A 23,506-nucleotide genomic window follows, 5' to 3' on the forward strand; every position below is an offset into this window, starting at 1 on the left:
GGATCAACCTCCAAAAATTGTTGCGCCACTGTCCGCACCGCCCACGGTGTTTCGGAACATGGCAAAAAGTTCACGGCCCGTTCCGGCCTGATTTCCCGACAGATCGGCGGCGGCGGCATGGCGCTCCGCCACCCCTTCTGTGAGGATCTGCAATGTGCCTGCCACCGCATCCACGCGCAGCACATCGCCGTCCTGTAATTTGGCGATCGGCCCGCCGTCCAAGGCTTCGGGGCAGACATGGATCGCGGCGGGCACTTTGCCCGATGCGCCCGACATGCGCCCATCGGTGACCAGCGCGACCTTTTGCCCGCGCCCCTGCAAGATCGACAACAGCGGCGTGAGGCTGTGCAATTCAGGCATGCCGTTGGCTTTCGGCCCCTGAAACCGCACCACGACAATTACATCGCCTGTCAATTCGCCCGCCTTGAAAGCCGCTTTGACGCTGTCCTGATCGGCAAAGACCCGCACGGGCGCTTCGACGATCTGATGCTCTGGCGCGACGGCAGAAACCTTCATCACAGCAGTGCCAAGGTTGCCGGTCAAACGCCGCAAACCGCCCGTCGGGGCAAAGGCTTCGGCCACCGGGCGCAGGATGCCGGGGTTGAGCGATGTTTCCGGCCCGTCCTGCCATGACAATTCACCATCCAGCAGCTTGGGATCGCGGGTGTAATGGGCCAGTCCGGTCCCTGCGACGGTCTTGGTGTCCGGATGCAGCAGGCCCGCCCTCAGCAACTCGCCAATCATATAGCCCAGACCGCCTGCCGCATGGAAATGGTTCACATCTGCCAGACCGTTGGGATAGACCCGCGCCATCAATGGGGTAATATCGCTGAGCTCCGAAAAATCCTGCCAATCCAATATGATCCCGCCCGCCTTGGCCATGGCAACAAGGTGGATCAGCAGGTTGGTGGAGCCGCCCGTTGCGTTCAGCCCGACAATCCCGTTCACAAAGGCACGTTCATCCAGAATATCGCAGACCGGGGTGTAATTTTCCCCCAAGGCCGACAGCAACAGCGCCTGTTTCGCCCCATGCACGGTCAGCGCCTCGCGCAGCGGGGTGTTTGGCGTGACAAAGCTGGCGCCGGGCAGGTGCAGCCCCATGAATTCCATCAACATCTGGTTGGTGTTGGCAGTGCCGTAAAAGGTACAGGTGCCGGGGCCGTGGTAGGCGGCCATCTCGGCGGCCATCAGGGCATCGCGGCCCACTTCGCCCGCGGCAAACCTCTGCCGCACCTTGGCTTTCTCGTCATTGGCCAGACCGCTTTGCATCGGACCTGCAGGCAGGAACACCGCTGGCAAATGGCCAAAGGCCTGCGCCGCAATCACAAGGCCCGGCACGATCTTGTCACAGACGCCAAGAAATACAGCAGCGTCAAAGGTGTTGTGGCTGAGCGCGACAGAGGCCGCGAGGGCAATGACATCGCGCGAAAACAGGCTCAGCTCCATCCCCGCTTCGCCCTGGGTTACGCCATCGCACATCGCAGGCACACCGCCCGCCACCTGCGCGGTGCCGCCGATGGACCGCACCGCCGCTTTGATCTGTTCGGGATAGGTTTCAAAGGGTTGATGCGCCGAGAGCATGTCGTTGTAGGTGGTGACGATGCCCAGATTGCCCGCAGAGGTCTGCGCCAAGGCATCTTTGTCCTCGCCCGACGCCGCATAGGCATGGGCCTGACCGCTGCAAGACAGATGGGCGCGGGCCGGACCTTTGCCCTGCGCGATGCGCATCCGCTCCAGATAGGCGGCACGGGTTGGCGCGCTGCGCTCAATAATGCGATCCGTAACGGATTTAACGGTTGGGTGAAGTGTCATGGTCTGTCCTTTCAACCAATTTCGCGCCAGCGGCGGCCATCGCGGTGCAACAGCATCAGCGCGTCTTCCGGGCCGGAACTGCCGGGATCATAGGGTTCGGGCGTGGTGCGGCTGCGGCTCCATTCATCCAGGATCGGATCTGCCCAGCCCCAGGCCGCCTCAACCTCGTCGCCGCGCATGAACAAAGTCTGATCGCCCCGGATCACATCCATGATCAGCCGCTCGTAAGCGTCCTGCGGTGCTGCATGTTCGCCCAGAGCCTCGGCAAAGGTCATATCAAGTGTGACCTCGGCCAGCCGCATGCCGCCCGGCCCCGGTTCTTTGATGGTGGTGCGAAGGGTAATGCCTTCATCCGGTTGCAAACGGATGATCAGGGCATTGCCGCGCTGATTGTCAAACTTGGGGAAGATCATATGGGGCGGGTCACGGAATACGACGACGATCTCGGAGGTGCGCGCCCGCAGTTTCTTGCCCGTGCGCAGGTAAAACGGTGTGCCCGCCCAGCGCCAGTTGCCGATGTTGACCTTCATCGCGACAAAGCTTTCGGTGGTGCTGGCGTCATCACCTGCGTGATCGCGATAGCTGCCCTCGCCGTCACGACCGCGATATTGGCCACGCACGATGTCGGCCTGCGCCACAGGCTCCAGCGCTTCGATCACCTTAACCTTTTCATCGCGGACCGAATTGGGCACAAAGCGCGAAGGCGGCTCCATCGCGGTCAGGCACAGAAGCTGCATCAGATGGTTTTGCACCATGTCCCGCATCGCGCCGGACTTGTCGTAATATTCGCCGCGCCCCTCGACGCCCAGGCTTTCGGCCACGGTGATTTGCACGTGATCCACATGGGTCGCGTTCCAGAGCGGCTCCCACAGGGAATTGGCAAAGCGAAGCGCCATCAGGTTTTGCACGGTTTCTTTGCCCAGATAATGATCAATCCGGTAGATCTGATGCTCGGCAAAGCTGCGGCGCAGATCCGCGTTCAGCGCCTGTGCGGAGGCCAGATCATGACCAAAGGGCTTTTCGACCACGATCCGGCTTTCGGCCGTGGCGATGTCATGCTCGTTGAGCTTGGCCGCGATGGTGCCAAACAGGTTCGGTGACACCGACAGGTAAAACGCCCGCACCAATCCGGGGCGCAGCATCTGGGCCAGTTCGGGCCAGCCCCCTGCCCCTGTTGCATCGACCGCGACATAGCTGAGCCGTTCAAGGAATTGATCCAGCGTCTCTGCGTTATCGGGTGCCTCCTTGGCAAATTCGAGCAAGGTTTCCCGCACCGAAGTGCGGAATTGTTCTTTCGTCATTTTTGAACGCGCAGCGCCAATGATCTGGGCCTCCTGCGGCATTTGGCCAACCAGAAAGCGGTGAAACAAACCGGGCAGAATTTTGCGGCGCGCCAGATCGCCGGTGACGCCAAAAATAACCAGATCAAAAGGGTCTACAGGGATGACGCGCGATACCATGGGGCGTGGTCCTTTGCGGGTGGCCATTGGCCGGTAAACGATTGGCACGGCCCAAGTCGGCCCTGCGGCACAGCGGATCGAAAGATCCTTTTTTTGCCCAATAGCACAGCGATTTGCGCAATGATAGCGCTAACAATGGCCGATTTCGAAAAAAGGCCAACCTATTTGGGCGCTGTTCTTGATCCTTCGGAGTGCCAGTTTGGCACGGCGGCAACCACTTCACCATGAAATTGCGCCCTTCCCTGACCGGTCAGGCCTTTTCTGAAAACCTATCCTTGGCGGTGTGCAACCGAAGATGGCGCATAAATGCACGGGCCACACTGGGCGCAGGCCGGTGATCGGGCGAGACAAAATAACTTCGGTATTCGATCTGGCTTTCGAACAGGCGGAACACCAGATCGTCGGACCTGTATTGCACAATTGGGAACGGGTTTACGACCGTTACGCCCAGTCCCGCCTTGGCAAGATCCACCGCGGCAAAAGAGGTCGACGCCTCGGCAACGATGCGGGGTTTGCTGGCAACCTGGTGCAGCACCTTTTCAAGCTGCGCCCGCCTGGCATGACGATGGGACAGCGCCACCAAGGCTTGATCATGCAGATCTCTTGGCCGGATCACATCCTGCGCGGCCAGCGGATGATCGGCAGGCATCGCGCAGACCGCACCGGAGCGGCGGTAGGGTGTCAGTTTGACGCCATCACGGGACAGTTCCACCCCCGTCAGACCCAGATCAAACCGATTTTCCAGAATGCCGCGGATCACATCCTCAGAAGGGGCGACCTCAAGGCTGACAAAGAAATGCGGATTGGTTTTGAGAAAGCTGGCGATGTGTTCCACCAAGAACCTGTGGGCATAGGTTGGTGGTGCGATAATGCGCAGGGTTTCCTGTGCGACCTGCGGCGGCCCGTCGATCCTGTCCAAGGCCTCGAACAACGGATCAAGGCGGCGGTTCAGTTGTGCAGCCTCACCGGTTGGCCGCAGCCGTCCGCCGTCACGCTCAAACAACATCTTGCCTGTGCGCGCCTCAAGGCTGGAGATCGAGCGGCTGATGGCAGATTGCGACAACCCCAGACGGATCGCCGCCTTGGAGGTGGTGCCGCTTTCCATCAGCGCCCGGAGCGCCTGGTACTCGGACAGACTATGCCATGCTTTGACAACCATAGGTGCGCTGCGGAATCCTCATCGGTGTATGAGACAATATCATGTCCTTATCTGTGGTCTATGAGAATTTCTGGAATAAAGTGACCTGATCCGGGGGGACAAGACAATCGTGACCGAATTTACCCATCCCGTCATCTTTGACGGGCACAATGATGTTCTATTGAAATTGCACCGCGCTGGCGGGCTGGCCGCGTCCGGGACTTTCGTCACCGGGCGGGAGGGCGCGATTGATACACCCTCAGCGCAGACCGGTGGATTTGGCGGAGGCTTTTTTGCGGTTTACGTGCCCTCGCCCAGCAATCTTGAATTCAAATACGCGGAAATGTCCAAGCCGACCTATGATCTCCCCCTGCCGGAGCCCATTGATTGGGAAGATGCCTTTCCCGTGGTGATGGCGCAGGCGGCGGTGTTGTTTGATCTGGAGAAACGCGGTGCGCTGAAGGTATGTCGCACGGTGGCAGAATTGCGGGCGACGCTGGGCAGCGGCAAGCTGGCCGCGATTTTCCACATCGAAGGGGCGGAGGCGATTGACGCCGAACTCCACACACTTGAGATCCTCTATCAGGCGGGGCTGCGGTCCATCGGCCCGGTGTGGAGTAGACCCACGATCTTTGGGCATGGGGTTCCGTTCCGTTATCCCAGCACCGCAGACATCGGACCGGGGCTGACCGATCATGGCCTGCGACTGGTGCAGCGCTGTGATGAGCTGGGTATAATGATCGATCTGTCGCACTTGAACGAGGCCGGTTTCTGGGATGTCGCGCGGCATTCGGGTAAACCGCTTGTGGCCACACATTCAAACGCCCATGCCATCTGCCCGCACAGCCGCAACCTGACCGACAAACAACTTGCCGCCATTCGCGAAAGTGATGGTATGGTGGGTTTGAATTTTGCAGTGGCCTTCCTGCGCGAGGATGGCCGGATGCTGGATGATGTTCCACTCGAACAGATGCTGCGCCACCTTGACCACTTGATAGAACACTTGGGTGAAGACCGGGTCGGCATGGGATCAGATTATGATGGGGCCGTTGTTCCCGAGGCGCTTACGTCTTGTGCAACTCTGCCCCGATTGAGACAGGCCATGGCTAAACACGGTTACAACGATGCGTTGATGACCAAACTTTGCCATGGAAACTGGATGCGTGTGCTTGAAAAAACCTGGGGTCAATAACCCTGAGCCACGTACATTTGAAAATGAAACAGAACGGGAGAGGTTCCAAAAATGAATGTTATTAACCGATTACTGACAAGCGCCGCGATTGGTATCGCGGTCAGCATGTCGTCCTTTGCGGCCCATGCTGAAACGCCAGCCAATATGCTGGTCATTGCCCACCGGATTGACGATGTGACAACCGTGGACCCGGCCGAAAGCTTTGAATTTGCAGGCTCCGACATCAGCCGGAATGTCTACAACCGCCTGGTCAACCTTGATCCGCTGGATCTGGGTGCAGGCTACAAGCCGGATCTCGCCGAAAGCTGGGAAGTTTCCGAAGACGGCAAGACCATCACTTTCACCATGCGTGAGGGGGTCAAGTTTCACTCCGGCAATCCGGTGCGGGCCGAGGACGCGGCGTTTTCACTGCAACGCGCTGTGATCCTGAACAAGACACCTGCGTTCATTCTGACGCAGTTCGGCTTTACGCCTGAAAATGCGACAGAAACCATCCGCGCAGACGGCAACAAGCTCATGATCACGACGGACAAGCGCTATGCGACCTCCTTTGTGTTGAACTGTCTGACTGCGACCATCGGCGGCATCGTCGACAAAGAAGTGGTCATGGCCAACGAAGTTGACGGCGACATGGGCAACACGTGGCTCAAGACAAACTCTGCCGGTTCCGGCCCGTACAAACTGGACGGTTGGAAGCCCAACGAAAGCGTCACGATGTCCGCCAATGCCGATTACTATGCCGGTGCGCCCGCCATGGAGCGCGTGATCGTGCGCCACGTTCTGGAAAGCGCCTCACAGCGTTTGCTGCTGGAACGCGGTGACATCGACATTGCGCGCAACCTGAACCCCGAAGACATCGCCGGTGCAACAAGCGCGGATGGCGTCAAAGTGGTGGATGAACTGAAGGGCCGTTTGATGTATCTGGCGCTGAACCAGAAACACCCTGTTCTGTCCAAGCCAGAGGTGCGTCAGGCGTTCAAATATCTGATCGACTATGAAGGTATGCGCGACAGCTTCCTCAAGGGTCAGTATACGATCCACCAGAACTTCCTGCCTGCCACCTATCTGGGTGCGTCGGATGAGAACCCGTTCTCTTACAACATCGAAAAGGCCAAAGAACTGTTGGCCGCTGCCGGTGTTGAGAACCTCGAAGTCGAGATTGGTGTGCGCGAAGCGCAGGAACGTATCGAGATCGGCCAGTCCTTCCAGAACGCGGCCGCGCAGGCCGGGATCAAGGTCAACATCACGGTTGGCACAGCCAAACAGATCCTCGCCCGTTACCGCGCGCGGGAACTGGACGTCTACCTTGGGGCATGGGGTCCGGATTATCCTGATCCACAGACCAATGCGGGCACCTTTGCCTACAACCCGGACAACTCTGACGCCGCCAATGCGACCGGCCTTCTGGCATGGCGCACCGGTTGGGACACAGGCGGTCTGACTGACAAGGTTGCCGCAGCCGTGACCGAGAATGACCGGGACAAGCGGGTTCAGATGTATCTGGATATCCAGAAAGAGTTCCGCGAAACCTCGCCGTTTGTGGTAATGTTCCAGCAGATCGAACAATCTGCCCTGCGTGACAATGTGACCAACTGGTCCACAGGTCAGGCTGTGACATCCGCCGCTTACTGGCAGGTGACAAAGTAAATGGCCCTCACTGAGGACAATAACGGGGGGCGCCCATCGCGGGCGCCTCTTGCCAGCAGTTTCATGCCGTTTTTCAAGGCAAGTCTGCTGACGCTGGGCTCCATCGCGGTGACGATGCTGGGTCTGTTGTTCATCACCTTTATCATCGGCCGCGTCATGCCGATTGATCCTGTGCTGGCGATCGTGGGCGAAAGGGCCTCACAATCCACCTATGACGCCGTTTACCAACAGCTTGGGCTGGACAAGCCGCTGCTGGTGCAATTTGCATATTATCTCTGGGATGTGCTGCATCTGGATTTTGGCACGTCGTTGCTCAATGCCAGACCCGTCTCGGAAGACATCGCGCGGGTGTTCCCCGCAACCTTGGAACTGGCCACGCTGGGCATTTTCTTTGGCGTCATCCTGGGCGTGCCGCTTGGCGTTCTGGCCGCGGTGCGCAAAGGATCATGGATTGACCAGATCGCCCGCGTGGTCGCTTTGGTTGGTTATTCGATGCCGATCTTCTGGCTGGGCCTGATGGGGCTTTTGGTCTTTTACGGGATTCTGGGCTGGGTCGGCGGGCCGGGCCGCGTCGGGATCTTTTATGTGGATGTGGTGCCAAGCGTGACGGGGCTGATCCTTGTGGATGCAGCGCTGGATGGCAATTGGGACGTGTTCAAGGATGCCTTTTCCCACATCATCCTGCCGGCCTCACTGCTTGGCTATTATTCGCTGGCCTACGTCAGCCGGATGACACGGTCTTTCATGCTTGAACAACTCAGCGCCGAATATGTGACCACGGCGCGCGTCAAAGGTATGTCCGAGTGGGATGTGATCTGGAAACACGCATTCAAAAATATCCGCGTGCAGCTGATCACCGTCATCGCGCTGAGCTATGCCAACCTGCTCGAAGGGTCGGTTCTGACCGAGATCATCTTCTCATGGCCCGGTATCGGCAGCTATATCACCACCGCCCTTCTTAGCGCTGATATGAACGCGGTTCTGGGCGGTACTGTGGTGGTCGGGCTGATCTTCATCCTGCTGAATATTTTCTCTGACCTGCTTTACAAGGTCTTTGATCCGAGGGCGAAATAGATGGCTGACACACAAACGTTGCGCGAATGGCTGTTGACAGAAACGCCCACCTCGCGCCGCCATGCCAAGATGTCTGCGCTGTATCAGGGGTGGCTTTCCTTCCGGTCCAACACGATGGCAATGGTCGGCCTGGGCATTCTGGTGGCGCTGGTGTTTATTGCCGCCGCAGCCCCGCTGATCGCACCGCATGATCCCTATGTGCAGGATCTTGGGAACCGGTTGGCCCCGTTGGGGTCGGAAGGGCATATCTTTGGCACCGACAGTCTGGGGCGGGATATCCTGTCACGGCTGATCTACGGGGCGCGGATTACCCTCTATATCGTGGCGCTGGTGGCCCTGATTGCGCCCATCGCCGGGCTGCTCGTCGGCACGGTGTCGGGCTATGTGGGCGGCTGGACCGATACAGTTCTGATGCGGATCACCGATATCTTTCTCGCCTTTCCGCGCCTAGTTCTGGCACTGGCATTTGTCGCGGCCCTTGGGGCGGGCATTGAAAATGCGGTGCTGGCAATCTCGCTCACCGCATGGCCACCCTATGCACGGATTGCACGGGCCGAGACACTGACCATCCGGTCGTCCGATTACATCAGTGCGATCAAATTGCAGGGTGCAGGTGCTTTGCGGATCATCACCAAACACATCTGGCCGTTGTGCATTTCCTCGCTGATCGTGCGGGTGACACTGGATATGGCGGGCATTATTCTGGCCGCAGCCGGCCTTGGCTTTCTTGGCCTTGGCGCACAGCCGCCCAGCCCGGAATGGGGCGCGATGATTTCCGAGGGGCGCCGGTTTATCCTTGATCACTGGTGGGTTGCCACCATGCCCGGACTGGCGATCTTTACCGTGTCTTTGGCGTTCAATCTGCTTGGCGACGGGCTGCGCGATGTGCTTGATCCAAAGGCGGGCGAATGATGACCAAGCTACTTGATGTTGAAAACCTCTGGGTCAAATTCCCAACCCGTCAGGGTGTCTTTGACGCGGTGCGCGGGGTGTCTTTCACGCTGGGCCGTGAACGTCTGGGTATTGTCGGCGAGAGCGGCTCGGGCAAATCCATGACGGGCCGCGCCATCCTGCGCCTGATCCGCCCGCCGGGCATTGTGGAGGCCGATCAGATCGCGCTGGACGGCGTAGACCTGATGGGCAAATCCGAGAAAGACATGCGCGCCGTGCGCGGCCAGCGAATTTCGATGGTCATGCAGGACCCGAAATTCTCGCTCAATCCGGTGATGACCATCGGCGATCAGATCATGGAAGCCTATCGCCTGCATTCCAAAGCCTCCAAATCGGAGGCCTACGCAAAATCGCTTGAGATGCTTGAAGCCGTGTCGATCCGCAATCCCGAACGGGTGATGCGGGCCTATCCACATGAGATGTCAGGCGGCATGGGGCAGCGGATCATGATCGCGATGATGCTGATCCCCAACCCCGAGATCCTGATCGCGGATGAACCCACCTCGGCGCTGGATGTCTCGGTCCAGCGGCAGGTGCTGGATATCATGGACCGGCTGGTCAAGGAGCGCGGGATGGGGCTGATCTTTATCAGTCACGACCTGAACCTCGTCGCCGATTTCTGCGACCGGGTGTTGATCATGTATGCGGGCCGGATCGTGGAGGTCTGCGATGCTGACAAGCTGCACGAGGCGCAGCATCCCTATACGCGCGGATTGCTGAACTCCCTGCCCCGTCTGGATGCGCCGCGCAAGCGGCTCGAAGTGTTGCAGCGTGATCCGGAATGGTCCACTGCCCCAAGTGTGAGTGGCCGGATATGAGCATGTTAAGCGTTCAAAACCTCAACGTCTGGTTCGGAAGCAACCGCGACCGCGTGGATGCTGTTATTGGAGCCAGCTTTGACATCCCGCGCGGCGAAAGCTTTGGCCTTGTCGGCGAAAGCGGATCGGGCAAATCGACGATCCTGCGGGCGATCACCGGATTGGCGCCCGATTGGTCGGGCACAATCACGGTGGATGGTCAGCAGATCGGCAAGGTCCGGCCCAAGACGTTCTTCAAGACCGTGCAAATGGTGTTTCAAGATCCCTATGCTTCACTGCATCCACGTCATTCGGTGGATCAGGTGCTGGGCGAAACGTTACATTTGCATGGGTTCAAGGACATCGACAGCCGTGTGGTCAAACTTCTTGACGATGTCGGCTTGGGACAGAAGTTCCGCTTTCGCTATCCGCACCAACTCTCGGGGGGGCAACGTCAGCGGGTGGCAATTGCCCGTGCGCTGGCCCCGGAACCGGCGCTTTTGTTGCTGGATGAGCCAACCTCGGCGCTGGATGTGTCGGTGCAGGCCGAGATCCTGAACCTGTTGGCAGATTTGCGGGCGGACCGGGATTTGACCTATCTGATGGTGTCGCACGATCTGTCAGTGGTCGGGCATATGTGTGACCGGCTGGCCGTGATGAAAGACGGCGAGATCGTCGAGGTGCTGGATGTCGAAGCCTTGCGGGCGATGAATGCCGCCCATCCCTATTCCAAACAATTGCTTGAGGCGTCGGTCTAGGGGCAAAGCCTATTTGCGGCTGAACGCATATTCCGACACATGGCGGTAGGTCTGACCGGGCTGCAGGATCACGCTGGGAAAGCTGGGCTGGTTCGGCGCATCCGGCCAGCCTTGCGGCTCCAGCGCCAAACCTTCGAAGGCCTTGAAGGGCTTACCGGTCAGCGTCGTGCCTGCGGGTTCATCCAGAAATTCGCCGCTGTAGACCTGCAGGCCCGGTTCGGTTGAGGACAGGGTCATTGATACCCCTGACTCCGGCGCAGCCAGCGTGCAGATCGGGCGGCAAACGACCTGTCCCTTGGCGGTGCAAAAATTGTGGTCAAGCAGGTGATCGCCGATCTGCCGCGCATTGCAAAAGTCAAAAGGCGTGTCTGCGACCGCTGCCACCTCGCCCGTTGGAATCAGATCTTCATTGACCGGCAAATAATGCTCTGCCGCGATGGCAAGTTCGTGTTGCCGCACATCGCCCGCGCCATCGAGATTGAAATAGAAATGCGGCGCGAAATTGCACGGTGTGGCCTCTTGCCCCCGTGCCGATATCTCCAGACGCAAGCTGGCCGGTGCCTCAACGCTGTATCGAAGCCGAACATCCAGCCCCCCGCCAAAGCCCAAATGGCCGTCAGGCACATGCAGTTGCAAGGTCAGGGATGCCGCGGACTGATCCGTCACCGTCCAGACCATCTTGTCCACGCTGCCAGCCCCGCCGTGCAGGGTGTGCCGCCCCAGAAAGTTCTGATCGGTATGAAAGGTCTGGCCGGCCAGATCATAGCGCCCGTGCGCGATCCGGTTGGCGCAGCGCCCGACAATCGCGCCCAGGTAAGCGGTGCCGGTTTGGTAGTCCTTCGGATCAGCCAGACCCAGCACCAGCGGATGATCCACGCCGTCCAACCTGAGATCCTGCAAGCTGGCCCCGAACGGCAGGATTGTTGCCGTCAGCCCCCCGTTTGAAATTTCAATTGGGGTGAAAGCCGCTGAACGGTCAGGTGTCGTTGCGATGTGGTCAGCCAATGGTTTTCTTTCTTATCTGGCGCAAGGGCGATGATGCGGTGCGACGGGTCATCCGGTGGCCACCACCCCGCCATCGATAACGAGGGCCTGCCCCGTCATACCGAAACTCATATCCGAAGCCAGAAACAGCGCCGGCCCCACCATGTCTTGCGGCATCAACACCTGTTTGAGGGCTTGGCGTTCCATATGCGCCGCCACGGCGTCTTCGGTGGCCCACAGCGCCTTTTGACGCTCAGTCATCACCCAACCGGGGATCAATGTGTTGATGCGGATGTTGTCTGCGCCAAACTCACGGGCAAGGCTGCGGGTCATGCCGGCGATTCCCGCCTTGGCGGCGACATAGGCGGGATAGCCGGCATTGCCCATCATGTACGAGATCGACGAGACGTTGATGATTGTCCCGCCGCCAAGGCCGCGCATGTCTGCAATTGCGGCCTGACAGGCAAAGAACTGTGCCTTGAGGTTGATGGATTGGGACCAGTCCCAGAACGCCTCGGTAACGTCTTCGGTGCTGTGCCGCTGATCATTGGCGGCATTGTTGATCAGCACCGAAAGCGGCCCTTGGATTTCGCGGGTTTGTTCCATCGCCCGTTTGAGCGCAGGCACATCTGTCAGATCGCATTCGATATAATGCGGGCGGGTGCCGGTTTCCTGCTCTGCCTGATCACAAAAGCCGATGCCGTCCTGGTTTTGCACGAATGTCACCTTGGCCCCTGCCGACAGGAACCCGAGCGTCAGCGCCGCGCCGATGCCGCTGCCGCCGCCGGTGATCATGACCGACTTGCCGGTCAATGACGGGGCCGGATCGCCCACTGCGCCGGACAGGTTCACCATTCCGCCAGACTTCCATCCTCGTGACGCCAGATCGGGTTGCGCCAGCGGTGGCCTACCTTGGCGCGTTCCTTGACATAGTCCTCGTCAATCTCGACCCCCAAACCGGGGCCATCGGGTATTTTGACAAAACCGTCCTCGTAGGCAAAGACATCCTTGTTCACCAGATAGTCGAGGATATCGTTGGACTTGTTGTAGTGGATGCCCAGAGATTGCTCCTGGATAAAGGCGTTGTGGGACACCGCATCAATCTGCAGGCAGGCGGCCAGGGCCACCGGACCCAAGGGGCAATGCGGGGCCAGCGCCACATCGAAAGCCTCGGCCATGGAGGCGATCTTGCGGCATTCGGTGATGCCGCCCGCATGGGACAGATCGGGCTGGATGATATCCACATAGCCGTCTTGCAGGATTTTCTTGAAATCCCAGCGGGAATAAAGCCGTTCGCCCACCGCAATGGGCGTCGAGACATGATTGGCGATCTCGCGCAGGGCCTCGCTGTTTTCTGACAGGACCGGCTCTTCCAGAAACATCGGGCGAAATTGTTCGAGCTCTTTGGCCAGCACTTTGGCCATCGGTTTCTGCACCCGCCCGTGAAAGTCGATGCCGATGCCCAGATCGTACCCGACCGCATCACGGATTGTGCCGATGGTGGACACGGCGGCATCGATCTTGGCGTTTGAATCGATGATCTGCATCTCTTCGCAGCCGTTCAGCTTGATCGCCTGAAAGCCCCGCGCCATCACATCCCGCGCGTTTTGCGCCACATCTGCAGGGCGATCCCCGCCGATCCATGAATAAACCTTGATCTTGTCCCGGCATTTGCCGCCCAGCAGCGCATGCACTGGCAGGCCCGCAGCCTTGCCCTTGATATCCCACAGCGCCTGATCAATGCCCGCGATGGCCGACATGTGAATGCCGCCGCCCCGGTAGAAGCCGCCCCGATATAGGACGTTCCAATGGTCCTCGATCAACAGGGGGTCTTTGCCAATCAGGTAATCGGCCAGCTCGTTCACCATCGCCTCGACCGCCAATGCGCGGCCTTCGAGCACCGGCTCGCCCCAACCGGAGATCCCCTCATCCGTTTCGATCTTCAGCAAGCACCAGCGCGGCGGAACAATATAGGTGGTCAGTTTGGTAATCTTCATCGGAACGCTCCGTCGTGGGTCAACTGGTCAAGCTCAGGTCGTGCTGCGCCGCCGGACCAAACCGCCGCCGCTTCGGGATTGCAAAATAACGACGATCAACAGGAAGCCCCCGCGAATGACCGATTGCCAATAGGCCGACAGGGAAATCACCCCCAGACCGTTTTCAAAATTCAGGATGTTGAAGATCAGCCCAAGCAGCACTGCGCCCGCCAGCGTTGCCGGGATCGACCCGACCCCGCCCGTCAGCAAAGTGCCGCCCACAACAACGGATGCAATCGCCGAAAGCTCCCAGCCAAGCCCTTCGAGGGGCTGGCCCGCACCAAAGCCGGAGGCAAGGATCACACCTGCAAGCCCGGCGCAACCGCCCGAAATGATATAGGTGATCGCAAGGGTCTGGTTGACCGGCACGCCCATGAGTTTGGCTGCCTCGGGGTTGCCGCCGATGGTCAGGATGCGGCGGCCCAGCGTTGTCCGCTCCAGCATGATCCAGAGGGCAAGAAACACCAGTGCCGCGAGGATCACCGCCCATGGGATCAGACCAAAGGCGCGGGTCAGGCCAAACTTGGTAAAATTCGAGGTCCAGTCCACCGAGACCGATTTGTTATCCGCCAGCACCAACGCCATGCCACGCGCGCCCAGCATCATCGCAAGGGTCGCGATAAAGGGCACGATCCGCATCTTAGTGATCAGGAACGCGTTGATCGCCCCTGCCGCAATGCCGGTCAGAAGCCCGGCGGGCAGCGCCACTTCGATGCCGTAGGGGCTGGTATAGGCGGCGACCACCGAGGACAACGCCACCACTGACCCGACCGACAGGTCAATGCCACCCGTCATGATCACCAGCGCCATGCCCAGCGCGATCAGGATGAACATGGAGTTGTAGCCAAAGAACGTCTGTACATTATACAGACCCATAAAGTTGTCGTACCGCAGGGTCGCAAAGATCACGACCAGCACAACGGCGATCCAGACACCCTCCGTGCGCAGATCACGGGACCGGTTGAACATTCCAAAAATCACATTCACTCCGCCCGGTTGAATTGAAAATAGACGGCAAGGATGATGATCACCGCCTTGGCAATCAACGCCACGGCGTCATGCACCCCATTGGCCAGCAGGGTGTATTTCACCAGTTGGATGATCGCCGCGCCGATCAAGGCGCCGATGATAGGAGCCTTGCCGCCCATCAGGTTTGCACCGCCCACCACTGCCGCCGCGATGGCGTCCAGTTCCATCAATTGCCCGGTCTGGTTCGCATCCGAGGCCGAATTGATGGCAGAGACCACCATCCCCGCAAATCCGGCCAGCACCCCGCAGATCGCATAGGTGGCAAGGCGCACCCGGTTCACCGAGATACCTGACAGCCGCGCCGCCTTGGCGTTGCCGCCCACCGCCAGCAGATAGCGACCGTAGGCCGTACGCCGGACGACCCAGCTCAGGATCAGGGCAAAAACAACTGCCATCAACGCCTGAAACGGAATGCCCAGCACCCGGCCCGATCCAATGAATTCAAACGCCGGGTTGTCAAAAACCTGCAAGTTGCCGTTGGTCAGCACCTGTGCCAGCCCCCGCGCCGAGATAAACAAGACCAGCGTGGCCACAATCGGCTGAATGGCGAATTGGTTGATCAGCCAGCCATTGAACATCCCGCAGAGCAATCCGGCCAGCAGTGCCACCGTGATGGACAGCACGAGCGCCAACCCCGGACTGGCCATGCCAAATTCGGACAGGAACACAAAAGGCGCCAATGCCCCGGACAGGGCCATCACCGCCCCAACCGACAGATCGATGCCGCCCGATGCGATGACCAGGGTCATGCCGATGGCCACGATCGCGATGGTCGCCACCTGCGTGAGATTCACATAAAGGGTCTGCACCTGAAGGAAATTCGGGGTGATCACCATGTTGATCACAATAAGCGCGATCAGGGCCAGAAAGGTGCCATTGTCGCGGGCCAATTGCCCAAGATTGATTTTCGCCACAGTGGAAGAGCCGGTCATATCTTTTGCCTTTGCCATCGTCATACTGCTGCACCTGCCGCTTCACCGGCGACCGCCGCGAGCAGGTTGTCTTCGTTCAGGTCATCGCCGGTCAGTGTGGCAATCGTCTTGCCCTCTTGCAAAACCACAACGCGGTTTGCGCCTTCGACCAGTTCTTCAAATTCAGACGAGATCATCAGCACCGAAAGCCCCGCTGCCGACAGCCCCTCAATCAGGGTCTGGATTTCGCGTTTCGCGCCCACATCAATGCCGCGTGTCGGTTCATCAAGGATCAGCAAAACCGGCTGCGTCGCCATCCAGCGGGCCAGCAGTACCTTTTGCTGGTTGCCGCCCGACAGCTCACGAATGGGCTGGTCCATGCCGGCACATTTGACGCTGAGTTTGTCAATGAAATCCGCCACCATCTCACGTTCGGCCACGCGCGGGATGACCCCGCGTTTGGCCATGCGCGGGATCATCGCAAGGGTGAGGTTCTCGCGGATCGACAGGCCGGGGATGATCCCCTCGGCTTTGCGGTCTTCGGTGCAGTAGCCGATACCGGCATTGATCGCGTCTGCCGGTTCGCGGAAAAAGGATCTGCGCTCCTTGAACGCCATGTTGCCGCCCGCGGGTTGGTCTGCACCAAAGATCATCGCAACGGTTTCCGTGCGCCCTGCCCCCAGCAATCCGGCCAGACCGACAATCTCGCCCTGATGCACGATCAATGAGGCGTCTTTGACGTTGGTTCCGTTCGACAGGCTCTGAAGCTCCAGCACGACGGTTTTGCTGCCTGCGTGGGTCTTGCCAAATCCGGTGGCGCCACTTTCGGCGATCTGGTTGGCATCGCGGCCGATCATCTCGGACACCAGACCCAGTTTTGTGACATCCGACATCTCGTGCGTGGCAATCATGCTGCCATTGCGCATCACGGTGACGCGGTCGCAAACCTCGAACAGCTCTTCAAGGTGGTGCGAGACATACAGGACAGCAACGCCCTGCGCGGACAGATCACGGATCACCCGGAACAGCACCTGCTTTTCCTGATTGTCCAGCGACGAGGTCGGCTCGTCCATAATCACCAGCCGCGCATCAAATGACACAGCGCGGGCAATGGCGATCAGTTGTTGCACCGCGATGTTGCAATGATGCAAGGGCTGGCGCACGTCGAGGTTCAGACCGAAGCGCTGCAACACCTCTTCGGCGCGGCGATGGGCTTTGGGCCAATCAATCATGCCGAATTTCTTCGGCTCCTGCCCCAGCACGATGTTTTCGGTGACAGAGCGGTAATGCACCAGATTGACCTCTTGAAAAATCGTGCTGATGCCGCCCAGTTGGGCCTCGTGAGGAGATGAAAATCGGACAGGCTTTCCGTCCAGCTCAATCTCGCCCGCGTCCTTGCGATAAGCGCCGTTGAGGATCTTGATCATCGTGGATTTGCCCGCGCCGTTTTGCCCGATCAGCGCGTGCACCTCGCCGGGGCGGATCGTCAGCGCCGCATCTGTCAGCGCTGGCACATCGCCAAATGATTTGCGGATTGCGGTCATCTTCAGGACCGGAGTTTCGACCATCTTTGCCCCCAAAATTCAGTCGGACCCCGCACCCATGGCGCAGGGTCCGTTTGGTCATTCGCTTAGCTTAGTATGCTTCGCCGAGTTTGGTCATTCGCTTAGCTTAGTATGCTTCGCCGATGTGGTCAGCCGCGTTGTCTTTTGTGAACACGCGGTCTTCGACCTTGACCCATGTCGGGACATCTTCGCCGGCGGCATAGGCTTTCATCGTGTCGCAGGCGACCGGGCCAAAGAACGGCGCGGATTCAACCGAAACGCCGAGCTTGCCGTCGATGATGGCCTGCAAGGCATCGCGCGTGCCGTCGATGGAAACCAGCGTCACGTCTTCGCCGGGTTTGCGCCCCGCAGCCTCAAGCGCCTGAATGGCACCGATCGCCATTTCGTCGTTGTGGGCATAGACCACAGTGACGTCCGGATGCGATTGCAGCAGCGTTTCCATCACCTGACGGCCCTTGTCGCGGGCAAAATCGCCGGATTGGCTGGCTACGATCTTCATGCCGGGCTGCCCGGCGACCGCGTCATCAAAGCCTTTTTTTCGGTCATTGGCCGGGGATGATCCGGTGGTGCCTTCCAATTCAACGATCACTTCAGTGCCGTCGGAATTGGCGATCAGCCATTCTGCGGCGCGGCGGCCCTGCTCAATAAAGTCGGAGCCCATGAAGGTGACGTAATCAACGCCCGCCTTGGCCACATTGGGATCAACCGAACGGTCCACGAGGAACACCGGAATGCCCGCCCCTTTGGCGCGCAGCACGGCGGGCAACAAGGGTTGTTCTTCGCGCGGCGGCAGGAAAATCGCATCGACGCCCTGGGCAATCATCGAATCGACATCGGCGACCTGCTTGGCCGCAGACCCGGCGGCGTCCGTATAAACGAGGTTCCAGTTGCAGCTTTCCGCTGTGTCCTGAAAGCTTTTGGTCTGGGCAATACGCCAGGGGTTGTTGCTTTCTGTTTGTGCAAAACCAACGGTATATCGGTCTTTTTGCTCAAGCGGTGGCAGCCCCTGCGCGGTTGCAGCGGTTGTCACCAGTACGGCGGCGAGCGTTGCAAGTGATGTACTCAGTTTCATAAGTTCCTCCCTAATGTTTGCCGTACGACAACATTACTATTATCTATTAGCTGTCAACTAATATTTTTTAGTAATCGACTTGATGAGCCCTCTTTTCAGGGCTAGGTTAAGACAATACAGCCGGTCAGGAGAGACTGATGCCCAAGACAAGCCACCGCGATAAAAGAGTTACAATGAGCGACGTTGCGCGGGCGGTCGGCTGTTCCCAGTCCACTGTTTCGATTGTTCTCAATGGCAATCAGAGCATCTCGATCTCGCCCGACACCCGAGAGAAGGTGATCGAAGCGGCCCGCAGCATGGGCTACAAAATCCGCCAGGCCCAGTTGTTGAACACCACCAGCACACGCGCGCCGGAATTGCGCCGCGTCGGGTTCTTGATCGATTCCCTTTCCACCAGCCCCGAAGGCATAATGGCGATCCGCGGTGTTCAAAATGCCTTGCAAGACACCGGCGCAGTGCTGGTCATCTATGAGGTGGGCAACGACCCCAAGAAAGCGCCCGCCATCATTGATGCCATGGTCCAGGACGGGGTCGAGGCCTTTATCTATGCCTGCATCTTCACCCGTGAAATCACGGTACCCGATGCGCTTCGGTCGCTGGACCGGCCTTATGTCCTGCTCAATTGCACTGACAAGACTGCAGAGGCGCCATCAATCGTGCCCAGCGAGATCGCCGGCGGCCAAAGCGCCACCAACGCCCTGATCGCGGCCGGCCATCAGCGGATTGGCACCATCATGGGAGAAGACTTCATGAGCGCGGCGCAAGACCGTCTCAAGGGGTACAGGCGCGCATTGGCCACGGCGGACATCCCGTTTGATCCCGCGCTCGTGCAGCCGGGCGATTGGTCGGCCAGCGCGGGCTACAGCGGCACCAAGGCGCTGATGGAAGCGGACAATCCTCCCACCGCAATTTTCTGCCAGAACGACCGGATGGCGATCGGCTGTTATGAATACCTCAAGGAACACGGCCTGCGCATTCCTGAGGATGTGTCGGTGATCGGCTATGACGACGAGGAAATCTCGCGCCATCTGACGCCGATGCTGACCACGGTCAACCTGCCCCACCGCGAAATGGGTGAATGGGCCGTTGAACGGCTGATCGGGACCGACGATCACGGACACGGGCCCGCCGCAGAAAAGCTGGAGTGCGAGTTGGTCCCAAGGGATTCTGTTGCGGCGCGATAAAGGTTGCAGCCAAGGCAAGCTGTACCGGTTTTTGCCAGCATATTTGTCAGAGATTCCCCTCCCGGTTGGAAAATTGCGGGAAGGACCGCACATTCCTGCGCCTCAATTGGACGAGGGCCGTCGCTTCTCTGCGAAAAGGGAGTGTGGTGCAGCAGGGCGGACAAATCCATAACCAGATGCTCTCATTGCTCCTGCGGAGCAACTGCCGCATTCAACTGATCCGGTCGTTTCGGCATCTTCCTTTGGAAGAGCCTTTGGTGCGGCTGAGAAGACTCGAACTTCCACGGGTGTTACCCCACAGCGACCTCAACGCTGCGCGTCTACCATTCCGCCACAGCCGCACGCCGTGGTAGGTGGGCACCGTTTAGACAAAGATGCAGAGCTTGTGAAGAGGCAATCGGCAACAAAATGCCCCGCTGCCAACGGGCAACGGGGCTTTGATTTTTGGAAGGTCGGCTCTGGCCTATTCGCTGATCGAAAAGGTCGGCAAACCGGAGCTTGAGGCAGGCTGCACTTGCGGCAGCGTGCTGGCCGGTGCCCCGGCCATACGCATGGAAGCCTGGCGCAGCAACTCTGTCCGTTCCGGCTGGCCGGGGACAAACACCGCGGCGGCGCCCGTATCCGCCGCCATCAATGCCGCCTGATACCAGCTTTGCGCCATGTCGATCCGTTTGGCCGGGCCGAACCCCTGGCTGAGGTGGTGGCCCATCAATTCGCCATAGACCCCCTCACCCATCGTATAAAGCAACAGAGCCGAGCCGATCGCCACATCCATATTGTCGGTGCGGTATCCAACGCCCAGACAGATCCGGGCGGTGCCTGCCAGCTGCGCCGGGGACATGCCGGTGGTCAGCACAAAGGAGGACACATCCGCCACCACCGCATCCCGCGGCTTGAGCGAAAGCGAGGCGACCTTGTCCTGCATCGCGGGGCCAAAGCCCGCGCATTGCTGGGCAATCTGATCGGGGGTGAACCCCTGGATCTGGCTGACCAGTTCTTCGGATTTTGCGATGGCATAGGTCCGCGCCAGACAGAACTGTTCATTGAGCGCCACGTTCGGGTCGCTCATCGTGGCCAAGGTGGTGAAGCCGCCATTGGTGTTGGTGATCAAAGACACCGTGTTGCAATGGGAGGCCAGTGAGGCCTGTGTCCCCGCGCCCATGAAGTTGGGCAAGCCGGATGCGGCGGGTGCGACCGCATTGGCCAGCCCTGCCACACCGGACAGGGGCGCGGCGGCAGTGACAACCTGTTGGGTTTGCGGCACCTGCTGCGGCGCGACCACGATGGTGGTGGATGGCGCGGCGGCCGGTGCCGCCTGCCCGGCCATTTCGGCGCGGTAGGTTTTCAGCAGCCCGCGCGTGCCGTCCGGTGTGGAGGCGACCTGCTGCTGCACCGCATAGCCGCCCGCCTGCGCGCGGTTGTAGCTGGAGATCAGCAGGTTCTGTTCAAACGCCGACAGTTGCCCTGTCACCGGATAGCCAAGGTAGGCCTGATACTGCGACACGGCGTTGCGCGTCTTGCGGCCCAACTGGCCATCCACGGATCCTGCATCAAAGCCGAAATAGTTCAGCGACGCCTGAATGCTTTTACCTTCCTGGGTGGATGGCAATGTGGAGCGGGATGACTTTTTGCGGTAGGTTCTGGTCGAGCGCCGCTGCTTTTTCGCATTCGCCCCCACGATCCCGCCGATGATCGCACCTGCGATGAAATCCCCTGCATCTGCTTCCACACGTTCCGCCGGAAGCAGGCTTAGCGATGCCGCCAAAACGGCACCTGTCATGACCTTAAAGTACATTTTCCGCTCCAAAAATTGAATCACTCTATTGGCAGCAAGGCTACCACAGGTTGCTTGGGGGCCAAGCTAAAGTTGATCACAAATCGCGCATTTGCCCTTGAAACACGGCATTTTCGTGCCAATCTTGGCCGCTTAACCCCCAATTGCGAGGCCCTCATGTCAGACCAAACAGCCCAGCCCGACGCCCCGGTCATTCAAATCGATATCGTCTCTGACGTGATGTGCCCTTGGTGCATTGTCGGTTTCAAACAGCTTGAGCAGGCGCTGGGGATGACCGGCGTGGGCGCTTATATCCGGTGGCATCCGTTTGAATTGAACCCGGCCATGCCGCCCGAAGGTCAGAACCTGACCGAGCATATCGCAGAGAAATATGGCGCTTCGGCCGAGCAGTCCGCGCAGAACCGCAAGCATCTGGCCGATTTGGGGCAATCGCTTGGGTTTCCATTCAATTTCGGGCCGGACAGCCGGATTGTAAACACCTTTGCCGCGCATCAACTGTTGGATTGGGCGCAGGAACACGGGTTGCAACATCCCCTGAAGATGGCTTTGTTTGCGGCGCATTTTCAGGATGGAAAGGATGTCTCGACGCAGGAGGTTCTGCTAGACACGGCGCAGTCGGTGGGCCTTGACCGAGATGCCGCCGCAGAAGTGCTTGAGAGCGGCAGTCACGCAGAGGACACCCGCGCACGGCAGCAATTCTGGACCTCGCGGGGGATTTCGGGCGTGCCGTCGATGGTGTTTGCAGGCAAATACCTGCTGACCGGAGCGCAGGGCGCGGAAAACTATGCGCAAATGCTGATGAAGGTGGTGCAAGAGGCCGATGAGGCGGCCTGACGGAGAGATCAGAACGTGGTCACAGCCACTGATCGCACCATGACGCCATAAGAATGTCCAAAAGCTTTGGCATTTGGACCAGATGGCACCGACCTCGCGCATCAATCTGGACATCTCACCGACCCAGCCCTCCGGCTGGGCAGTACAGTTCGGGCTTGCCGGGCTCTTTATGGCAATTGCGGTTGGGCTGTACGGCGTGTGGAGTGTCGATTACCGCTGGTCGGTGGTTCTGGATGTGCAGCAGGTCGCGGGCAAAGATATGTCTGAGCGCGTCGTTCTGTTTGAAGCCGATGGCCGGACGCGGCTGGTGCGTACTGCAGATCGGCTGGTGCAGGTTCGCAAGGGCAGCTTGGTCTGTATCTCCAAACGCAGAATGATAGCGCGGCGTTGGGCCCGCTATGGTGTTGCCTTGCCCGGTTATTGTCGATCCCTACCCTTTCCCGCAGGGGATCAGACCGTCCTGAACCGCGATTGATCTCTTTCCCCGCCTCCCGCGACAGGCTAAACCCTGCCCATGGTAGAATGGATCACAACAGACGGCTTGACCGATTACCGCGAGGCCGAAACCTGGATGGAGGCACGCGCCAACGCCATCGCGGCGGGCGAGGCTGAGGAATGTATCTGGCTGGTCGAACATCCGCCGCTTTATACTGCTGGCACCTCTGCCAAGATCGAAGATTTGACAGACCCGGACCGGTTTGACGTCTATGAGACAAAACGCGGTGGACAATACACCTATCATGGGCCGGGTCAGCGTGTGGCTTATGTCATGCTGAACGTGGCCGCACGTGGCCGCGACGTGCGCTGCTTTGTGCGCCAGCTTGAGGCCTGGGTGATTGCGACGCTGGATCAATTCAACTTGCGCGGGGAGATCCGCGATGGCCGCGTTGGCGTTTGGGTGCAGCGCCCTGAAAAACCGCCACAGCCGGATGGCAGCCCTGCCGAGGACAAGATCGCTGCGATTGGCATTCGCCTGCGCAAATGGGTCAGCTTTCACGGCATCAGCATCAATGTGGAACCCGATTTGGAACATTTCAGCGGCATCGTGCCCTGCGGGATCACCCAGCACGGGGTGACATCGCTGGTGGACATGGGCCTGCCCGTCACCATGGATGACGTCGATGTCGCGCTGCGGACGACCTTTGAAGACGTGTTTGCAGAACAACCTGCCGGGGAATGCACTCTGCCCGGCTAGGCAGAGTTGCCTGATCTGGCGCGTCCAAACCCGGAGTGCTCAAATGTCCGCCCCCTGCCCGTTTTGCCCTTG

General features: G+C 59.4%; 21 protein-coding genes and 1 tRNA gene. 10 read left to right on the forward strand and 12 right to left on the reverse strand.

The genetic code is table 11. The features are described 5' to 3' along the window. Positions 1-3: 3 nt before the first annotated feature. The 3 genes from edd to K3754_RS12535 form a co-directional block, all read right to left on the reverse strand. Positions 4-1,812 (reverse strand): phosphogluconate dehydratase, encoded by a 1,809-nt coding sequence (gene edd / locus K3754_RS12525; protein ID WP_259937769.1) that lies wholly within the window; start codon positions 1,810-1,812, stop codon positions 4-6. An 11-nt stretch (positions 1,813-1,823) separates the two neighbouring features. After that, positions 1,824-3,272, reverse strand: a complete 1,449-nt coding sequence (gene zwf, locus K3754_RS12530) for a glucose-6-phosphate dehydrogenase (RefSeq protein WP_203210755.1) — start codon at positions 3,270-3,272, stop codon at positions 1,824-1,826. Positions 3,273-3,522: 250 nt separating this feature from the next. Beyond that, a complete protein-coding gene (locus tag K3754_RS12535) occupies positions 3,523-4,431 on the reverse strand; it encodes a LysR substrate-binding domain-containing protein (protein WP_259937771.1) in 909 nt (302 codons plus the stop codon). Between the two features lie 109 nt (positions 4,432-4,540). On the opposite strand from K3754_RS12535, the gene K3754_RS12540 reads away from it, so the two are divergent. The 6 genes from K3754_RS12540 to K3754_RS12565 are packed head-to-tail and all read left to right on the forward strand — an operon-like array spanning position 4,541 to position 10,829. Further along, positions 4,541-5,602, forward strand: coding sequence for a dipeptidase (locus tag K3754_RS12540; RefSeq protein ID WP_259937772.1), 1,062 nt, complete (start codon positions 4,541-4,543; stop codon positions 5,600-5,602). A 51-nt stretch (positions 5,603-5,653) separates the two neighbouring features. After that, positions 5,654-7,249 (forward strand): ABC transporter substrate-binding protein, encoded by a 1,596-nt coding sequence (locus K3754_RS12545; RefSeq protein WP_203210752.1) that lies wholly within the window; start codon positions 5,654-5,656, stop codon positions 7,247-7,249. Beyond that, positions 7,250-8,323, forward strand: a complete 1,074-nt coding sequence (locus K3754_RS12550) for an ABC transporter permease (RefSeq protein WP_203210751.1) — start codon at positions 7,250-7,252, stop codon at positions 8,321-8,323. Continuing rightward, positions 8,324-9,235 (forward strand): nickel transporter permease, encoded by a 912-nt coding sequence (nikC, locus tag K3754_RS12555; RefSeq protein WP_203210750.1) that lies wholly within the window; start codon positions 8,324-8,326, stop codon positions 9,233-9,235. Beyond that, the gene (locus K3754_RS12560; RefSeq protein WP_203210749.1) at positions 9,235-10,092 is read left to right on the forward strand and encodes an ABC transporter ATP-binding protein; all 858 of its coding nucleotides are present in this window, start codon (positions 9,235-9,237) and stop codon (positions 10,090-10,092) included. Before nikC ends, K3754_RS12560 begins: the two co-directional genes overlap by 1 nt. Next, positions 10,089-10,829, forward strand: a complete 741-nt coding sequence (locus tag K3754_RS12565; RefSeq protein WP_259937776.1) for an ABC transporter ATP-binding protein — start codon at positions 10,089-10,091, stop codon at positions 10,827-10,829. The genes K3754_RS12560 and K3754_RS12565 overlap by 4 nt, the downstream gene beginning before the upstream one ends. Positions 10,830-10,838: 9 nt before the next feature. Here the strand turns inward: K3754_RS12565 and K3754_RS12570 are convergent, their stop codons facing one another. The 7 genes from K3754_RS12570 to K3754_RS12600 form a co-directional block, all read right to left on the reverse strand. Then, entirely contained in the window at positions 10,839-11,834 is a 996-nt protein-coding gene (locus K3754_RS12570) for an aldose epimerase family protein (protein ID WP_259937777.1), read from the reverse strand. A gap of 48 nt (positions 11,835-11,882) precedes the next feature. Next, entirely contained in the window at positions 11,883-12,668 is a 786-nt protein-coding gene (locus K3754_RS12575; RefSeq protein WP_259937779.1) for an SDR family NAD(P)-dependent oxidoreductase, read from the reverse strand. Further along, positions 12,662-13,810, reverse strand: coding sequence for a galactonate dehydratase (dgoD, locus tag K3754_RS12580; protein WP_259937781.1), 1,149 nt, complete (start codon positions 13,808-13,810; stop codon positions 12,662-12,664). Before dgoD ends, K3754_RS12575 begins: the two co-directional genes overlap by 7 nt. Positions 13,811-13,843: 33 nt before the next feature. Then, on the reverse strand, positions 13,844-14,818 hold the full coding sequence (locus K3754_RS12585) for an ABC transporter permease (protein WP_259937782.1): 975 nt from the start codon (positions 14,816-14,818) through the stop codon (positions 13,844-13,846). Positions 14,819-14,832: 14 nt separating this feature from the next. Continuing rightward, positions 14,833-15,810, reverse strand: a complete 978-nt coding sequence (locus tag K3754_RS12590) for an ABC transporter permease (protein WP_259937783.1) — start codon at positions 15,808-15,810, stop codon at positions 14,833-14,835. Between the two features lie 20 nt (positions 15,811-15,830). Next, positions 15,831-17,333, reverse strand: a complete 1,503-nt coding sequence (locus K3754_RS12595; protein ID WP_259937784.1) for a sugar ABC transporter ATP-binding protein — start codon at positions 17,331-17,333, stop codon at positions 15,831-15,833. A 127-nt stretch (positions 17,334-17,460) separates the two neighbouring features. Continuing rightward, on the reverse strand, positions 17,461-18,426 hold the full coding sequence (locus tag K3754_RS12600; protein WP_259937785.1) for an ABC transporter substrate-binding protein: 966 nt from the start codon (positions 18,424-18,426) through the stop codon (positions 17,461-17,463). A gap of 173 nt (positions 18,427-18,599) precedes the next feature. On the opposite strand from K3754_RS12600, the gene K3754_RS12605 reads away from it, so the two are divergent. Next, positions 18,600-19,610, forward strand: a complete 1,011-nt coding sequence (locus tag K3754_RS12605) for a LacI family DNA-binding transcriptional regulator (RefSeq protein ID WP_203212095.1) — start codon at positions 18,600-18,602, stop codon at positions 19,608-19,610. 255 nt (positions 19,611-19,865) lie between these two features. On the opposite strand, the gene K3754_RS12610 is transcribed toward K3754_RS12605, so the two are convergent. Further along, positions 19,866-19,951, reverse strand: a tRNA-Leu gene (locus K3754_RS12610). A 122-nt stretch (positions 19,952-20,073) separates the two neighbouring features. Next, positions 20,074-21,405, reverse strand: coding sequence for a peptidoglycan-binding domain-containing protein (locus K3754_RS12615; RefSeq protein WP_259937787.1), 1,332 nt, complete (start codon positions 21,403-21,405; stop codon positions 20,074-20,076). Positions 21,406-21,561: 156 nt separating this feature from the next. On the opposite strand from K3754_RS12615, the gene K3754_RS12620 reads away from it, so the two are divergent. The 3 genes from K3754_RS12620 (at position 21,562) to lipB (ending at position 23,434) form a co-directional block, all read left to right on the forward strand. Continuing rightward, positions 21,562-22,239: a DsbA family oxidoreductase gene (locus K3754_RS12620; RefSeq protein WP_203210740.1), complete on the forward strand. Its 678-nt coding sequence runs from the start codon at positions 21,562-21,564 to the stop codon at positions 22,237-22,239. 82 nt (positions 22,240-22,321) lie between these two features. Next, on the forward strand, positions 22,322-22,714 hold the full coding sequence (locus tag K3754_RS12625; RefSeq protein ID WP_259937788.1) for a hypothetical protein: 393 nt from the start codon (positions 22,322-22,324) through the stop codon (positions 22,712-22,714). A 39-nt stretch (positions 22,715-22,753) separates the two neighbouring features. Further along, on the forward strand, positions 22,754-23,434 hold the full coding sequence (lipB, locus tag K3754_RS12630; RefSeq protein ID WP_203210738.1) for a lipoyl(octanoyl) transferase LipB: 681 nt from the start codon (positions 22,754-22,756) through the stop codon (positions 23,432-23,434). Positions 23,435-23,506: the final 72 nt, after the last annotated feature.

Source organism: Sulfitobacter sp. M368 (assembly GCF_025141875.1).
GTDB classification, from domain to species: domain Bacteria; phylum Pseudomonadota; class Alphaproteobacteria; order Rhodobacterales; family Rhodobacteraceae; genus Sulfitobacter; species Sulfitobacter mediterraneus_A.

What these genes read in the sequence shown, in the direction of transcription:
- edd (WP_259937769.1), bottom strand. Translation starts at nt 1,812, where the DNA reads ATGACACTTCACCCAACCGTTAAATCCGTTACGGATCGCATTATTGAG.
- zwf (WP_203210755.1), bottom strand. Translation starts at nt 3,272, where the DNA reads ATGGTATCGCGCGTCATCCCTGTAGACCCTTTTGATCTGGTTATTTTT.
- K3754_RS12535 (WP_259937771.1), bottom strand. Translation starts at nt 4,431, where the DNA reads ATGGTTGTCAAAGCATGGCATAGTCTGTCCGAGTACCAGGCGCTCCGG.
- K3754_RS12545 (WP_203210752.1), top strand. Translation starts at nt 5,654, where the DNA reads ATGAATGTTATTAACCGATTACTGACAAGCGCCGCGATTGGTATCGCG.
- K3754_RS12550 (WP_203210751.1), top strand. Translation starts at nt 7,250, where the DNA reads ATGGCCCTCACTGAGGACAATAACGGGGGGCGCCCATCGCGGGCGCCT.
- nikC (WP_203210750.1), top strand. Translation starts at nt 8,324, where the DNA reads ATGGCTGACACACAAACGTTGCGCGAATGGCTGTTGACAGAAACGCCC.
- K3754_RS12560 (WP_203210749.1), top strand. Translation starts at nt 9,235, where the DNA reads ATGACCAAGCTACTTGATGTTGAAAACCTCTGGGTCAAATTCCCAACC.
- K3754_RS12565 (WP_259937776.1), top strand. Translation starts at nt 10,089, where the DNA reads ATGAGCATGTTAAGCGTTCAAAACCTCAACGTCTGGTTCGGAAGCAAC.
- K3754_RS12575 (WP_259937779.1), bottom strand. Translation starts at nt 12,668, where the DNA reads ATGGTGAACCTGTCCGGCGCAGTGGGCGATCCGGCCCCGTCATTGACC.
- dgoD (WP_259937781.1), bottom strand. Translation starts at nt 13,810, where the DNA reads ATGAAGATTACCAAACTGACCACCTATATTGTTCCGCCGCGCTGGTGC.
- K3754_RS12585 (WP_259937782.1), bottom strand. Translation starts at nt 14,818, where the DNA reads ATGTTCAACCGGTCCCGTGATCTGCGCACGGAGGGTGTCTGGATCGCC.
- K3754_RS12590 (WP_259937783.1), bottom strand. Translation starts at nt 15,810, where the DNA reads ATGACCGGCTCTTCCACTGTGGCGAAAATCAATCTTGGGCAATTGGCC.
- K3754_RS12595 (WP_259937784.1), bottom strand. Translation starts at nt 17,333, where the DNA reads ATGACCGCAATCCGCAAATCATTTGGCGATGTGCCAGCGCTGACAGAT.
- K3754_RS12600 (WP_259937785.1), bottom strand. Translation starts at nt 18,426, where the DNA reads ATGAAACTGAGTACATCACTTGCAACGCTCGCCGCCGTACTGGTGACA.
- K3754_RS12605 (WP_203212095.1), top strand. Translation starts at nt 18,600, where the DNA reads ATGAGCGACGTTGCGCGGGCGGTCGGCTGTTCCCAGTCCACTGTTTCG.
- K3754_RS12615 (WP_259937787.1), bottom strand. Translation starts at nt 21,405, where the DNA reads ATGTACTTTAAGGTCATGACAGGTGCCGTTTTGGCGGCATCGCTAAGC.
- K3754_RS12620 (WP_203210740.1), top strand. Translation starts at nt 21,562, where the DNA reads ATGTCAGACCAAACAGCCCAGCCCGACGCCCCGGTCATTCAAATCGAT.
- K3754_RS12625 (WP_259937788.1), top strand. Translation starts at nt 22,322, where the DNA reads ATGGCACCGACCTCGCGCATCAATCTGGACATCTCACCGACCCAGCCC.
- lipB (WP_203210738.1), top strand. Translation starts at nt 22,754, where the DNA reads ATGGTAGAATGGATCACAACAGACGGCTTGACCGATTACCGCGAGGCC.